General features: G+C 74.9%; 12 protein-coding genes. 6 read left to right on the forward strand and 6 right to left on the reverse strand.

Annotated elements, in window-relative coordinates:
* Nucleotides 1–213 precede the first annotated feature (213 nt).
* The 4 genes from GNZ18_RS27450 to GNZ18_RS27465 form a co-directional block, all read right to left on the reverse strand.
* Nucleotides 214–1,101 carry a TIGR01777 family oxidoreductase gene (locus GNZ18_RS27450; protein ID WP_156219415.1) on the reverse strand — a complete coding sequence of 296 codons (888 nt, stop codon included), beginning with the start codon at nucleotides 1,099–1,101 and terminating at the stop codon, nucleotides 214–216.
* A 157-nt stretch (nucleotides 1,102–1,258) separates the two neighbouring features.
* Complete coding sequence (gene sucB / locus GNZ18_RS27455; RefSeq protein ID WP_156219416.1) at nucleotides 1,259–2,776, reverse strand: 2-oxoglutarate dehydrogenase, E2 component, dihydrolipoamide succinyltransferase; 1,518 nt, start codon at nucleotides 2,774–2,776, stop codon at nucleotides 1,259–1,261.
* A gap of 37 nt (nucleotides 2,777–2,813) precedes the next feature.
* Nucleotides 2,814–4,208 carry a dihydrolipoyl dehydrogenase gene (gene lpdA / locus GNZ18_RS27460; RefSeq protein WP_214617711.1) on the reverse strand — a complete coding sequence of 465 codons (1,395 nt, stop codon included), beginning with the start codon at nucleotides 4,206–4,208 and terminating at the stop codon, nucleotides 2,814–2,816.
* A gap of 132 nt (nucleotides 4,209–4,340) precedes the next feature.
* On the reverse strand, nucleotides 4,341–5,849 hold the full coding sequence (locus GNZ18_RS27465) for a leucyl aminopeptidase (RefSeq protein WP_312874777.1): 1,509 nt from the start codon (nucleotides 5,847–5,849) through the stop codon (nucleotides 4,341–4,343).
* 288 nt (nucleotides 5,850–6,137) lie between these two features.
* Between GNZ18_RS27465 and GNZ18_RS27470 the strand changes: the two genes are divergently transcribed.
* The 6 genes from GNZ18_RS27470 to GNZ18_RS27495 all read left to right on the forward strand — a co-directional run bounded on the left by GNZ18_RS27470 (nucleotide 6,138) and on the right by GNZ18_RS27495 (nucleotide 13,041).
* Nucleotides 6,138–6,914, forward strand: a complete 777-nt coding sequence (locus GNZ18_RS27470) for a GntR family transcriptional regulator (protein WP_308166030.1) — start codon at nucleotides 6,138–6,140, stop codon at nucleotides 6,912–6,914.
* Nucleotides 6,915–7,002: 88 nt separating this feature from the next.
* Nucleotides 7,003–7,230: a 4Fe-4S dicluster domain-containing protein gene (locus GNZ18_RS27475; protein WP_156219417.1), complete on the forward strand. Its 228-nt coding sequence runs from the start codon at nucleotides 7,003–7,005 to the stop codon at nucleotides 7,228–7,230.
* A gap of 12 nt (nucleotides 7,231–7,242) precedes the next feature.
* The gene (locus GNZ18_RS27480) at nucleotides 7,243–8,664 is read left to right on the forward strand and encodes an ABC transporter substrate-binding protein (RefSeq protein WP_156219418.1); all 1,422 of its coding nucleotides are present in this window, start codon (nucleotides 7,243–7,245) and stop codon (nucleotides 8,662–8,664) included.
* A complete protein-coding gene (locus GNZ18_RS27485; protein ID WP_156219419.1) occupies nucleotides 8,661–9,539 on the forward strand; it encodes an ABC transporter permease in 879 nt (292 codons plus the stop codon). Before GNZ18_RS27480 ends, GNZ18_RS27485 begins: the two co-directional genes overlap by 4 nt.
* Nucleotides 9,539–10,300, forward strand: coding sequence for an ABC transporter ATP-binding protein (locus GNZ18_RS27490; protein ID WP_156219420.1), 762 nt, complete (start codon nucleotides 9,539–9,541; stop codon nucleotides 10,298–10,300). The genes GNZ18_RS27485 and GNZ18_RS27490 overlap by 1 nt, the downstream gene beginning before the upstream one ends.
* The gene (locus GNZ18_RS27495; protein WP_246250469.1) at nucleotides 10,300–13,041 is read left to right on the forward strand and encodes a fumarate reductase/succinate dehydrogenase flavoprotein subunit; all 2,742 of its coding nucleotides are present in this window, start codon (nucleotides 10,300–10,302) and stop codon (nucleotides 13,039–13,041) included. The genes GNZ18_RS27490 and GNZ18_RS27495 overlap by 1 nt, the downstream gene beginning before the upstream one ends.
* Here GNZ18_RS27495 and GNZ18_RS27500 read toward each other — a convergent pair.
* Nucleotides 13,025–13,777, reverse strand: a complete 753-nt coding sequence (locus GNZ18_RS27500) for an adenosylcobinamide-GDP ribazoletransferase (RefSeq protein WP_312874778.1) — start codon at nucleotides 13,775–13,777, stop codon at nucleotides 13,025–13,027. The two genes, GNZ18_RS27495 and GNZ18_RS27500, sit on opposite strands and share 17 nt — an antisense overlap.
* Nucleotides 13,774–14,718: a bifunctional adenosylcobinamide kinase/adenosylcobinamide-phosphate guanylyltransferase gene (locus GNZ18_RS27505; protein ID WP_156219421.1), complete on the reverse strand. Its 945-nt coding sequence runs from the start codon at nucleotides 14,716–14,718 to the stop codon at nucleotides 13,774–13,776. Before GNZ18_RS27505 ends, GNZ18_RS27500 begins: the two co-directional genes overlap by 4 nt.
* Between the last annotated feature and the right edge of the window lie 11 nt (nucleotides 14,719–14,729).

The following is a 14,729-nucleotide window of genomic DNA, read 5'->3' on the forward strand; positions in this document are numbered from 1 at the left end:
ATCGCTACCGTAGGACCGCTGATCGGAACCGGACCCGACTTTGACGTTTCTTGAGCCCTACGGGACGGCCTCTAGGCAGTGTTCACCGACCTGTCTAACGCCCTGCTCGGAGTTCTGCCTATACCCCGGCCACACCCCTAGCCTGGCGGTCCGGACCCGCGACCGTGGCTTGGAGCGTGCGCTCGGGCCGCCGCCCCTGGGCCGGCGGACGCCTCAGAGGACGGCCTCCAGGGCCGCGCCGACCTCGGTGTGCGCGAACCGGAACCCGGCCTCCTCCAGGCGGCGGGGCAGGACGCGCTGGCTGATCAGCGGCCCCTCGTCGGCGAACCCGCCGAGCACCGCCCGCAGCGCGAAGCGGGGGACGGCGAGCCGCGCCGGCCGCCGCAGCACCGCGCCGAGCGCCCGCGTGTACTCGGCGTTGGTCACCGGGTTCGGCGCGGTGAGGTTGACGGGCCCCGACAGCTCGTGGTCGATGAGGAACCGCAGCGCCGCGACCTGGTCGTCCAGCGAGATCCAGCTCGTCCACTGGCGGCCGTCGCCGAGCCGGCCGCCGAGGCCGAGCCGGAACAGCGGCAGCGTCCGGCCGAGCAGCCCGCCCGACCGGGCCAGCACGACCCCGGTGCGGGGGTGGACGACCCGGACGCCGACCTCCCGCGCGGGCTCCGCCGCGGCCTCCCAGTCGCGGACGAGCCCGGCGAGGAACCCGCGTCCCATGCCCGCCTTCTCGTCGGCCTCCTGGCCGCCGGTGTCGCCGTAGTAGCCGATCGCCGACCCGCTGACCAGGACGGGAGGCCGCCGCCCCGCCGCCGCGATCGCCTGGGCGAGGGAGCGGGTGCCGTCCAGCCGGCTGTCGCGGATGCGCCGTTTGTAGGCGCTTGTCCAGGGGCGGTCGCCGAGGCCCGCGCCCGCGAGGTGCACGATGGCGTCGGCGCCCTCGACCGCCGCGCGGTCGACGCAGCCGTCGGCGGGGGACCAGCGCGCCTCGTCGTCGGCGGCGGGCTCGCGGCGCACGAGCCGCAGGACGTCGTGCCCGTCCGCGCGCAGCGACCGGACGAGCGCGCCGCCGATCAGTCCCGACGACCCCGTCACGGTGACCTTCATGGATCCCAGCCTAGGCGGGCGGCGCCGTCCGTCGCCGGGACTCGCCCCCGGTCCCGGGTTTCCCCGGACCCCGCCCGGCCGCGGGCCGGACGCACGGGACCCCCGCGGCTCCGCGGGGAGCGGCGGGGGTCCCGGGACGAGCGGTGCCGGAGAGGGGTCAGAGGCCGAGGTCGGCCTCGAAGTTGCCCTCCTCCAGGCGGTGCTTGATCGTGCCGAGGAAGCGGGCGGCGTCGGCGCCGTCGATCAGGCGGTGGTCGTAGGTGAGGGCCAGGTAGACGATCGAGCGGACCGCGATGACCTCGCCCAGGTCGGGGTCGTCGATGACGGCGGGGCGCTTGACGACGGCGCCGGTGCCGAGCATGCCGACCTGCGGCTGGTTGAGGATCGGGGTGTCGAACAGCGCGCCCCGGCTGCCGGTGTTGGTCAGCGTGAACGTGCCGCCCGACAGCTCGTCCGGGCTCACCTTGTTGGTGCGGGTGCGCTCGGCGAGGTCGGCGATGCGCTGCGCGAGGCCGCCGAGGTTCAGCTGGCCCGCGTTGTGGACGACCGGGACCATCAGGCCCCGCTCGGGCACGTCCACGGCCATGCCGAGGTTCTCGACGTCGTGGTAGGTGACCTCGTTGGTCTCGCTGTCGATGACGGCGTTGACCTTCGGGTGCGCCTTGAGCGCCTCGACGGCCGCCAGCGCGAAGAACGGCAGGAACGACAGCTTCACGCCCTCGCGGGCCTGGAAGTCGGCCCTGGCCCGCTCCCGCAGCCGCGCGATCTTGGTGATGTCGACCTCGACCACGGTGGTGAGCTGCGCCGAGACCTGGAGCGACTCCACCATGCGGCGGGCGATCGTCTGCCGGATCCGGGTCATCTTCTCGGTGCGGCCGCGCAGCGCGAGCTGCTCGGCGGGGGCGCCCGCGGGCGCCGGGGCGGCGTGCCGTCCGGCCGGGGCCGGCGCGGCGGGGGCGGCCGGGGCGGCGGCCGGAGCCGCCGGGGCCGGGGCGGGCGCGGCCTGCCGGGCGGCCTGGGCGGCGCGGGCGGCCTCCAGGACGTCCTGCTTGCGGATGCGCCCGCCGACGCCGGTGCCCTTCAGCGCGGACAGGTCGACGTCGTGCTCGGCCGCGAGCTTGCGGACGAGCGGCGTCACGTACGGGCCGTCGCCCGACGGCGCCGCCGGGGCGGGAGCCGAGGGCGCGGGCGCCGCCGGAGCGGGCTGGGACGCCGGAGCCGGGGCGGGAGCCGACGGGGCCTGGGCCGCCGGAGCCGGGGCGGGCGGGGCCGTGGGCTGCTGCTGCGCGGGCGGCGGCCACGCGGCGGGCGGCGGCGCCTGCGGCGCGGGCGCGGACTCCGCGGCGGGGGCCTCCTGGGCGGGGGCCTCCTGCGCCGGAGCCTCCTGGGCGGGCGCCTCCTGCTCGGCGGGGGCGTCGCCGCCGGCCGGCGCGGCGCCCTCGTCCCCGATGATCGCGAGCTCGGCGCCGACCTCCACCGTCTCGTCCTCGGCGACGGTGATGCTGGTCAGGACGCCGGATGCGGGCGAAGGGATCTCGGTGTCGACCTTGTCGGTCGACACTTCGAGAAGCGGCTCGTCGGTCTCGACGCGCTCACCCTCCTTCTTCAACCAGCGGGTGACGGTGCCCTCGGTGACGCTCTCGCCGAGCTGGGGCATAGTGACGGAGACCGGCATGGCTCTCAGCGACTCCTTCGAGAAATACGCGCGGCGTTCAGCCGTGCACGTGCAATGGCTTGCCGGCGAGCGCCAGATGCGCCTCGCCGACCGCCTCGGACTGGGTCGGGTGGGGGTGGATCAGCTGGGCGACCTCGCCTGGCAGGGCCTCCCAGTTGTAGATGAGCTGACCCTCCGCGATCAGCTCGCCGACGCGTGCGCCGACCATGTGCAGGCCGAGGACGGGGCCGTCCACGGCGGCGATCACCTTCACCTCGCCCTGCGTCCCCAGGATCTTGCTCTTGGGGTTGCCGGCGAGGTCGTAGGTGACCTCCTTGACCTCGTACCCGCGCTCCCGGGCGGTGGCGGTGGTGATGCCCACCGACGCGACCTCGGGATCGGAGTAGGTGATGCGCGGCACGCCGTCGTAGTCGATCGGCGGCGGGGTGAGCCCGGCGAGCCGCTCGGCGACGAGGATCCCCTCGGCGAAGCCGACGTGGGCCAGCTGCGGCGTCGGGATCAGGTCGCCGACCGCCGAGATCGTGGGGACGCTCGTCCGGCACAGCTCGTCGACCTTGACGAACCCGCGCTCGGTCTCCACGCCCGCCTCGGCCAGCCCGATGCCGTCGGAGACGGGACCGCGCCCGACGGCGACGAGCAGGATCTCGGCGTCGATGGTCTTGCCGCCCTCCAGGGTGACCGACACGCCGCCCTGGGTGGTCTTGGCGGTCTCGAAGCGGGTGCCGAGCTCGTACTTGATGCCGCGCTTGCGGAAGGCCCGCTCCAGCCGCTTGGAGCTGGACTCCTCCTCCAGCGGCAGCAGGTGCGGCAGCGCCTCGACGATCGTGACCTCGGCGCCGAACGAGCGCCACACGCTGGCGAACTCGACGCCGATCACGCCGCCGCCGAGGATGACGACGGAGCCCGGGACGTGCTGGAGCCGCAGCGCGTGGTCGCTGGAGATGACGCGCTCGCCGTCGATCTCCAGGCCGGGCAGCGACTTCGGGGCCGACCCCGTGCCGAGGACGATGTGGCCGCCCTCCAGCGTCCTGACCTGCCCGTCGTTCGTCGTGACCTCGACGCTGGTCGCGCCGGTCAGCCGGCCGGTGCCGTGCACGACCTCGATGCCCTTGGACTTGATGAGCCCGGTGAGGCCCTTGACGGTCGTCGAGACGACCTTGTCCTTGTAGGCGTTCACTCCGGCGACGTCGATGCCCTCGAACGTCGCCTTCACGCCGAACTTCGCCGCCTCGCGGGACTGGTCGGCGATCTCGGCCGCGTGCAGCAGCGCCTTGGTGGGGATGCAGCCGCGGTTGAGGCAGGTGCCGCCGAGCGAGTCGTCCCGCTCGACGAGGGCGACGGACTTGCCGAGCTCGGCGGCGCGCAGCGCGCACGCGTATCCGCCGCTGCCGGCACCCAGGACGACGATGTCGAAGGGGCCGCTGTTGGCCACTGGACGCTCCCTTTCCCGATCTGACGCCGCGTGGGCCGCGGCGCCTCTGGCGGGGCGGGGGCTCGGGCGTCCGGGCCCCCACCGCCACGAGAAAAACCTATTAGCTTGTCACGCCGGTGGTTCGGGCGGCCCCTACAGAGTGCCGTCGGCGAGGTCCTCGGCGATCTGGACGAGGGTCCGGGTCGCCGCGCCGGTGCCGCCCTTCGGGGTGTACCCGTAGGGCTCGCCCTTGTGGAAGGACGGGCCGGCGATGTCGAGGTGGGCCCACCTGACGCCGTCCGGCACGAACTCCTTGAGGAAGACCCCGGCCACCAGCATGCCGCCCCAGCGCTCGCCGCTGATGTTGGCGATGTCGGCGACGGCGGAGTCCAGGCCCTTGCGCAGGTCGGCGGGCAGCGGCATGCCCCAGGCCGCCTCCCCGGCGCGTCCGGCCGCCGCGACAACCTTCTCACGGACGTCGTCGTCGTTGGCCATGACCCCGGCGGTGCGGGTGCCGAGCGCGACCAGTTGGGCGCCGGTCAGCGTCGCCACGTCCACGATCAGGTCGGGGCGGTCCTCACCGGAGCGCACGAGCGCGTCGGCGAGGACGAGGCGGCCCTCGGCGTCGGTGTTGAGGACCTCGACGGTCTTGCCGCCGTAGATGCGCAGCACGTCGGAGGGGCGCTGGGCGGTGCCGCTCGGCATGTTCTCGGCGATCGCGAGGTAGCCGACGACGTTCACCTTCGGGCCGAGCTTGGCGATCGCGGCCAGCGCGCCGAGCACCGCGCCCGCGCCGCCCATGTCGGACTTCATCCAGTCCATGGACTCCGACGGCTTGAGCGACAGGCCGCCCGAGTCGAACGTGATGCCCTTGCCGACCAGCGCGAGCGTCTTGGACGCCTCGGGGTGGGAGTAGGCGAGCCGGACCAGGCGCGGCGGGTTCACCGAGCCCTGCCCGACGCCCGCGATGCCGCCGTACCCGCCGTCCACCAGGGCCTTCTCGTCGAGCACCTCGATGGCGAGGCCGGTCTCGGCGGCGACCCGCTCGGCCTCGTGGGCCAGCTCCTCGGGCGGCAGGTGGGAGGGCGGCGTGTTGACCAGGTCGCGGACGAGGTTGATCGAGGAGGCGAGCACGCGGGCGCGCTCCAGCGCCGCGTCGGCGCCCTCGCCGCCCGGCCCGGCGGCGGGGCCGGCCACGCGGACGTCCTCGACCGGGCTCTTGTGCCCGTCGCCGGTGCGGAAGGCGTCGAAGGCGTAGGCGCCGAGCAGCGCGCCGAGCGCGACGCCCTCGACCTCGCCGGCCGAGGCGGCGGGCAGGGCGACGGCGACCCGGGCGGTGCCGGCGAGCGCGCGCAGGGCGGCGCCCGCCGCGCGGCGGAGGTCTTCGACGGTGGGGCTCTCGCCCAGGCCCGCGGCCAGGATGACCGGGGCGGGGACGGCGCCGAGGGTCGGGAGTTTGACGACCTCTCCGGCCTTGCCGGTGGCGCCGAGTGCGCGCAGCGCGTCCGCGAGCCGTCCGCCGAGGGCCTGGTCGAGGTCCTGGAGGAAGGGCGCGGAACCGGCGGCCGGGGCGGCTCCCGCCTCGGCTGGGGAGACGCCGATCACGATCGCGTCGACGTCTAGATCGGCCGGGGTCGCGCTGTCAAGGCTGATGCTCGTCACGTAGCCCGATGGTAGTCCTCCCGGTGACCGGTTTCGCCCTTTTGGATCAAGCCTTACCCTCCTGGAACGTGCCGCGCCGGACCGCTCCACCCGGCCCCCGCCGGCGCCCGGCGGGCGCGCCGCGCGGCGGCCGGGGGCGTGCGGGGGGTGCGCGGGGGCGGCGGCGGGGTGGCGGAACGCCGCTGGTCACGGGACGAACCGCAGGTCAGAAGGGGTTCCCCGGCGTGTCGGGGTGGCGTAGCGGAACCTCTATTCACCTATTCCGATTGTTTTAGTAGGTTTAGCTGCGTGACCAGGAGAGACGCCGTGATCAGGGCCGAGGCGGCCGGGGCGCTGACGTTGTCGGACGCGCGGCGGCTGCGCGCCGACCGGGCGCGGCAGGTGGCCGACGTGCTGCGCCGCCAGGTGCTGTACGGGGAGTTCCGCAGCGGCGCGCTGCCCGCCGAGGCCGATCTCGTCCGGGAGTTCGGCACGTCCCGCAACGCCGTCCGGGACGCGCTGGACCTGCTGCGCGCCGAGGGCCTGGTCGAGCGCTGTCCGGGGGTCGGCACGCTCGCGGTCGCCGAGAAGTACCCGCACGGGCTGGAGCGGCTGCTCGGGCTGGCCGAGACGCTGCGCGAGCACGGGGAGGTGACCAACGAGGTCCGCACGACCGGGCTGATCGCGCCGTCCCGGGAGATCTCGTCGCGGCTGCGGCTGCCCGAGGGCGAGCCCGTCGTCTACGTCGAGCGGATCCGGCGGCTGAACGGGCTGCCGCTCTCGCTCGACCTGACCTACCTCGCCCGCGACCTCGGCGAGCCGCTGCTCGGCGAGGACCTGGCGCACAACGACATCTTCGTCCTGCTCGAACGGATCGCCGGGCAGCCGCTCGGCCGGGCCGAGGTCACGCTGGAGGCGGTCAACGCCGATCCGCACTCCGCCGCGACCCTCGACGCCCCGCGCGGCACCGCCCTGCTCATGGTCGAGCGCCTCACCCACCTCGCGGACGGCCGCCCGGTCGACCTGGAGTTCATCCGGTTCCGCGGCGACCGCATCACGATGAGCGGCTCCATGCACCGCTCCTGACCCCACCCCTTCCCGCACCCTTCCCGCACCGCTGCCGCGCGGCGCCGCGCGGTGTCCTCCGCATGCCCGCAGACCCCTGGAGAAGCCCATGTCCCTCGTGGCGAACCGTGCCGACGTCCCCGTGACCGTGGACGAGGCGCTCTGCATCGACGGCTGCACGCTGTGCATCGACGTCTGCCCCCTGGACGCGCTGGCCGTCCACCCCGAGACCGGCAAGGCGTACATGCACGTGGACGAGTGCTGGTACTGCGGCCCGTGCGCCGACAGATGTCCGACCGGGGCCGTGACCGTGAACATGCCATATCTGCTGCGCTGAGGGACATATCCGATGAAGAGAGTGCTGGCGGCCGGTGCCGCCCTGGTTCCACTGCTGGCCGGCTGCACCGTGGCGGGGAACGCCTCGGGCGGGGGCGGCTCGGGCGAGATCGTCGTGGGTTACCAGTCCAAGACCATCAACACGGTCACCGCGGGCACGCTGCTGCGCTCGCAGGGCTACTTCGAGAAGCGCCTCAAGGAGCTCGGCGGGGACAAGCACTCCGTCGTGTGGCGCGACTACGACACGGGCGCGCCGATCACCGCGCAGATGCTCGCCGGGAAGATCGACATCGGCTCGATGGGCGACTACCCGCTGCTGATCAACGGCTCGCGCTCGCAGGCGCAGGGCGGCGACGCCGCCACCGAGTGGGTGTCGGTGACCGGCTACAACCTGCGCGGGTCGCTGAACGGCGTGGTCGTCGCGAACGACTCCAAGGCGAAGACGCTGCGCGACCTGAAGGGCAAGACGGTGTCGGCGAGCGTCGGGTCCGCCGGGCACGGGACGTTCGTCCAGGCGGCGCGCCGGTACGGGCTCGACCCGTCCAAGGACGTCAAGGTCGAGAACCAGCAGCCCACGGTCGGCGCGTCGGCGCTCCAGTCGGGGCACGCGGCGGCGTTCGCGCAGTTCGTGGCCTGGCCCGGGCTGCTGGTGAACCGGGGCGAGGCCAGGCTGCTCTACGACGGCGGCCAGCTGGGCGTGCCGACGTTCCACGGCGTGGTCGTCCGCAAGCAGTACGCCAAGGACAACGAGAAGATCCTGCGGGCGTTCCTGCAAGCGCAGATCGACGCGACCAACTACCTGCACGCCCACCCCCTGGAGGCGGCGGAGTCGGTGGCGTCGGCCACGGGGCTGCCGGTGGAGACCGTCTACCTCTACAACGGCGCGGGCGGGGTGGCGACGTTCGACCCGACCGTGAAGAAGCCGCTGCGGGACGCGTTCGTCCAGGACGTCCCGTTCCTGAAGTCGATCGGGGTCATCCAGACGCCGCTCCAGGTGGACCCCTTCGTCAACGACTCCTACATCAGGAAGGTCGTCGGCCCGTCCTACGACGGGCAGGCCGCCTCCACCGCCAACCCCGCCGCGATCACCGGCACGGACGAGGTCTGCAAGACGAAGGTGGGCGACGCCGCCACGGCGGGCGAGGTGTGGGTGAAGGGCGAGCCGCGGACGCGTCCCGTCGCCGACCCCGTCTGCCTGCTGCGGAACGTGAAGGCGCTGCAAGGCCAGGGCAAGCAGATCCGCGCCGCCTACATCCCCGACACCGCCTCCGGGACGCGCTGGTTCGCCGACAAGGACGTCTGGGTCGAGGACCCGTCGGCCGGGGCCGCCAAGCGGTTCAAGCCGTTCGCCACCCAGGAGGGCGCGCAGAAGTACGTGTCCGCGCACGGCGGCGCCAGGGTCGTGGCCTACGACGAGGCGGTGAAGCGCGCATGACCGCGACACGGGCGAGGGGACCGCGCGCCGACGCGACACGCGCCGACGCGACGCGCACGGACGTGACGCGCACCGGCGCGGGGCGCGCGGGCGGGGCGCGGGTGAGCGGGCTCCTGCGGTGGCCGGTGCGGGCGGCGTCGCTCGCGACCGCGCTGCTGGCCTGGCAGATCCTCACCGCCGCGAACGTCCGGTTCTGGGTGCGCTTCGACCGCTTCCCCGGCCCGATGGACGTGCTGCGCGAGTTCGGGCGCCAGGTCGAGGAGGCCCAGTTCTGGCAGGACATCGCGCAGAGCCTCGTCCGGATCCTCACCGGGTTCGCGCTGGCGGCCGTGCTCGGCGTCGTCCTCGGCGTCGCGACCGCCCGGTCGCGCTGGGCGGGCGACCTGCTCCAGCCGCTGTTCGAGGTGGCGCGGCCGATCCCCGCGATCGCGCTGGTGCCCGTGGCGATCCTGCTGTTCCCGGCGAACGAGCAGGGGATCGTCTTCATCACGTTCGCCGCCGCGTTCTTCCCCGTCCTGGTCAGCACCCGGCACGCGGTGAAGGCGCTCCCGGTCGTCTGGGAGGACGCGGTGCGGACGCTCGGCGCGGGCCGGCGGCGGGTGCTGCTCCGCGTCGTCCTGCCCGGGGTGCTGCCGGGGGTGTTCGGGGGCCTGTCGATCGGGATGGGCGTGGCGTGGATCTGCGTGATCTCCGCCGAGATGATCTCCGGCGACTTCGGCGTCGGCTACCGCACCTGGCAGGCGTACACGATCGTCGACTACCCCGGCGTGCTCGTCGGGATGGCCACCATCGGGCTGCTCGGCTGGCTCACCTCCGCCGCCGTGGAGGTGGCCGGCCGCAGGCTGACCCGCTGGCTGCCGAGGGAGGAACGCTGATGGGCGGGAACGGGGCGCTGTCCCTGCGGGCCGAGGGGGTGACGCTCGGCTACGCCGGGCGGCCCGTCGTGTCGGGGCTGAACCTGGCGGTCGCGGCGGGGGAGATCCTCGTCGTGCTCGGGCCGTCGGGATGCGGCAAGTCGACGCTGCTGCGGGCGTTCGCGGGGCTGCTGCCCGCCGCGTCCGGACGCCTCGTCGCGGGCGGCGAGCCCGTCACCGGCACCTCCGCCGACCGCGCGCTCGTCTTCCAGGACGACGCGCTGCTGCCCTGGCGCACGGCGCGCCGCAACGTCGAGCTGGCGCTGGCGCTGCGCGGCGTCCGGCGCGGGGAGCGCCGCGCGACGGCGGCCCGCTGGCTCGAACGGGTCGGGCTCGGCGACGCCGCCGACCGGCTGCCGCGCGAGCTGTCGGGCGGGATGCGCCAGCGCGTCCAGCTCGCCCGCACGCTCGCGGCCGGTCCGCGCGCGATCCTCATGGACGAGCCGTTCGGCGCCCTGGACGCGCAGACCCGCGCGAGCATGCAGCGCCTGCTGCTGGACGTCCTCGCCGACGCGCCCGCCACCGTCGTGTTCGTCACCCACGACGTGGACGAGGCGCTGCTGCTCGGGCACCGGATCGTGGTGCTCGGCGCGGCCGGCGTGGCGGCCGAGTTCCCCGTCCCCGCGTCCCGCGACCTGCTGCTCGCGGCGCTCGGCGCCGCACCCGAAGTCGTTCAGGACGCGCGGCCGGAAACGCGCGTCGAGGAGAGGGAGGCCGTCTGATGGAGACCCCATCCGTGCCGATGGAGAACTCCGTGCCGATGGAGATCCCGCCCGTGGGGCGGCGGCGCGAGCTGAGCTGCGACGTGCTGGTCGTCGGCGGCGGCACCGCCGGGACGATGGCGGCGATCACCGCCGCCGAGCACGGGTCGTCGGTGCTGCTGCTGGAGAAGGCGCACGTCCGGCACTCGGGCGCCCTCGCGATGGGCATGGACGGCGTGAACAACGCGGTCATCCCCGGCAAGGCCACCCCCGAGGACTACGTCGCCGAGATCACCCGCGCCAACGACGGCATCGTCGACCAGCGGACCGTCCACCAGACGGCGACGCGCGGGTTCGCGATGGTGAAGCGCCTGGAGCGCTACGGCGTGAAGTTCGAGAAGGACGAGCACGGCGAGTACGCGGTGCGGCGCGTCCACCGGTCAGGTTCCTACGTGCTGCCGATGCCGGAGGGCAAGGACGTCAAGAAGGTGCTGTACCGGGTGCTGCGGCAGCGCTCGATCCGGGAGAAGGTGCGGATCGAGAACCGCGTCATGCCGGTGCGCGTCCTCACCTCCGGCGGGCGGGCCGTCGGGGCGGTGGGCTTCGACACCCGCACCGGCGAGTTCGTCACGGTGTCGGCGAACGCCGTCATCCTCGCGACCGGGGCGGCCGGGCGGCTCGGGCTCCCCGCGTCCGGCTACCTCTACGGGACCTACGAGAACCCCACCAACGCCGGTGACGGCTACGCGATGGCCTACCACGCGGGCGCGGAGCTGAGCGGCATCGAGTGCTTCCAGATCAACCCGCTCATCAAGGACTACAACGGGCCCGCCTGCGCCTACGTCGCCAACCCGTTCGGCGGCTACCAGGTGAACGCCGAGGGCACCCGGTTCGTCGACTGCGACTACTGGTCGGGGCAGATGATGGCGGAGGTCAAGCGCGAGATCGACTCCGCGCGCGGGCCCATCTACCTCAAGCTCACCCACCTGCCGGACGAGACGCTGTCGGCGCTGGAGAGCATCCTGCACACCACCGAGCGGCCGACGCGCGGCACGTTCCACTCCGGACGCGGCCACGACTACCGGACGCACGACGTGGAGATGCACATCTCCGAGATCGGGCTGTGCGGCGGCCACTCGGCCTCGGGAGTCCGGGTGGACGAGAACGCCCGCACCACGGTCCCCGGCCTGTACGCGGCGGGCGACCTGGCCTGCGTCCCGCACAACTACATGATCGGCGCGTTCGTGTTCGGTGACCTGGCGGGCGCGCACGCCTCCGCCTACTGCACCTACGGCGAGGGCCTCGCCGCGCTGCCGGAGGACCAGATCGCGGCGGCGCACGAGCTGATCTACCGCCCGCTGCGCCACCCGGACGGCCCGCCCCAGCCGCAGGTCGAGTACAAGCTCCGCCGGTTCGTCAACGACTACGTCGCGCCGCCGAAGACGCAGGCCAAGCTCGACATCGCGGTCGAGACCTTCACCCGGATGGAGGGGGAGATCGCCGAGATGGGCGCGACGACCCCGCACGAGCTGATGCGCTGCGCGGAGGTGACGTTCATCCGGGACTGCGCGGAGATGGCGGCCCGCTCGTCGCTGGCCCGCACCGAGAGCCGCTGGGGCCTCTACCACGACCGCGCCGACCTGCCCGAGCGCGACGACGCGTCCTGGATGTACCACCTCGACCTGCGGCGCCGCGACGACGGGACGATGGAGTTCCTCAAGCGTCCCGTCGCGCCCTACCTGGTGCCGGTGGAGGAGTTCACCGTCCCGCCCGAGGACACGCCCGTCGTCGTCCTGACCCCGGAGGCGCCGCGCTCGGCCGCGCACACTCCGGTTCCGGGCACGGCCACGACGCGGCAGGCGACCGCGATCGGCCGGTCCCCGCACCTGCTGGAGCTCCAGCGGCTCGCCGAGACCGAGCCGCCCGTCGAGGAGATCACCCCCTACCTGGAGGACCCGGACCCGAAGGTCCGCCGCGCCGCCGTCGCCACCCTCACCGAGGTCGCGCCGGACGGCGTCGCGGGGGCCCTCGCGTCCGCGCTCGGGGACGGGCACGGGTCGGTCCGGCGCGCCGCCGCGACCGCGCTGCGCGAGCTGGTCGAGGTGCTGCCCGCGACCCCCGAGGTGCGGGACGCGCTGTCCGGTGCGCTGGGGAGCGAGGACGCGCAGGTCCGGGCGGCCGTCCTGGACGTCCTGCGCGCGCTGCGGCTCGGCTCGCCCGAGGTGTTCGGCGACGCGCTCGGGGACCCCGACCACCGCGTCCGCCTCCAGGCCGTGCGGGGCCTGGTCGCCCACGACGCCTCCGACCGGGTGGCGGCGGCCTCCGGCGACGCGTCCCGCGAGGTGCGGGTCGCGGTCGCGCACGGCCTCGGCACGATCGGCGCCGCCTCCGCGGCGGGCGCCCTGGGCGCGCTGCTCGGCGACCGCGACGACCTGGTCAGGGCGGCGGCGCTGGAGGCGCTCGCCGGGATCGGCTGCCCGCCGCCGCTCTCCGCCGCCGCCGTCGGCGCCCTGCACGACCCCGCCTGGCAGGTCAGGACGGGCGCCGCGCGGGGCCTGGCCGCCGCCGACCCGGAGGTCGCCGCGGGGCCGCTGATCAAGGCGCTGGACGACCCGCACCTCGACGTCCGCAAGGCCGCCGTGATCGCGCTGTCCGCCGTCCCCGCGACCCCGGAGGTGGCCGCCGCGCTGGACCGCGCCCGCACCGACCCGGACGCCGACGTCCGCGCCTACGCCCGCCGGGCGGTCACGGCGCCAGCGTGACCAGGGCGGCGGTCCCGGCGATCTCGACCAGCGCGCCGAGGACGTCGCCGGTGACCCCGCCCAGCCGCCGGACGGCGTGCCGCAGCATCAGCGCCGCCGCCGCCAGCCCGACCAGGACGGCGGCGGCGGCGCGCGGCGCGCCGCCGGGCCCGCTCGCGGCCGCCCCGGCGGCGGCCGCGCCCACGACGACGAGCCCGGTGACCAGCAGCGCGTTCCGTGTCGGGACGGTGCCCGCGACCAGCGAGCCCAGCCCGCCCGGCCGCGCCGCCGGAACGGCGTCCCGGCACGCCCAGGGCAGCGCCGCACGCCCGGTCACGGCCCCGATGACCGCGGCCACGGCGCCATGCGGCGCGGACGCGAGCGCCGCGACCTGGACGAGCAGGGTCAGGAGCAGCGTCACCACGCCGAACGGCCCGATGTCGGACCGCTTCATGATCGCGAGCGCCTCCGCCGCCGGGCGGCCGCTGCCGAGCCCGTCGGCCAGGTCGGCGAGCCCGTCCAGGTGCAGCGCCCGCGTGAGCACCGCCGTCGCCGCCACCGCGAGCGCGGCGCGCAGCAGCGGCGACAGCCCCGCCGCGTCGCCCGCGACGAGCACCAGCGCCGCGGCGCCGCCGGTGACCAGCCCCACGGCGGGCGCGGTCAGCATCGCGGCCCGCGCGGTGCCCCGGTCGACGCTCCCCGCCGGCAGCGGCACGACGGTCAGGAGCGTGACGGCCAGCCGCAGCCCCGCGATCACGCCAGCTCCGTGACGCGGCCCGCCACGACCAGCGCGGCCTCCTCGGACTCGGCGGCGAGCCGCTGGTTGAGGTGCCCGAGCGCGTCCCGGAACGCCCGTCCCGACCGGGTCGCGGGCACCACCGACAGGCCGACCTCGTCGCTCACCGCCACGACGCGGGCCCTCGTGCGCCGCCAGGCGTCGACGAGGCCGTCCAGACGCGGCCGGACGCGGTCCGGGTCGTCCCACGCCCCTTCCTCGTCGAACACGGCCGCCAGCCAGGAGCCGACGCCGTCCACCAGCACCGCCCCCTCGGCCTCCCCGAGCACGCCGCCGAGATCGGAGGTCTCGACCGTCCGCCACCACTCCGGGCGCCGCCGCCTGTGCGCCTCGACGCGCGCCGTCCACTCCGGGTCGTCCGCGCGGACCACGCCGGTCGCCACGTAGGTCACGTCCGGGCACGCGGCCAGCCGCAGCTCCGCCTCCGCCGACTTCCCCGACCGCGCGCCGCCCAGCAGCAGCGTCCGGTGGGGCCCGCCCGCCGGACGCCGCCAGAACGCCGTCCGCCGCTCCAACTCCTCGACCGAACGGATCCGGTGGTCGACGTGCACGGCCACAACCTCGGTCCCGGACGTGACGGCCCCAGCCGTGCGCAGCCGTCCCAGATGCTCGGGTGACCCCACCAGATCCAGCAGGACGGCGTCGTACACCACCCCCGCACCCGGCTCGGGATCGGCCCCGGGCCCGGACGAGACCAGCGCACGCCCACCGGACGGCCCGGTGACGTCGTGGCCCCCGGCCACGGGGACGCGGGCGCAATCCTCCAGCGGCACGCCGTCGATGAGGACCCGCGTCGGCCCGTGCGAGACCCCGGCGGTGCGCAGCCGGCCGCAGGACGCGCACCCGCACCCGGCCGCGGGCCAGCCGCCGGGACCCGCGAGGTCGAGAAGCTGAATGTCCATGACGCCGCGAA

Source organism: Actinomadura litoris, from assembly GCF_009733595.1.
In the GTDB taxonomy this organism is placed as follows: Bacteria; Actinomycetota; Actinomycetes; order Streptosporangiales; family Streptosporangiaceae; genus Spirillospora; species Spirillospora litoris.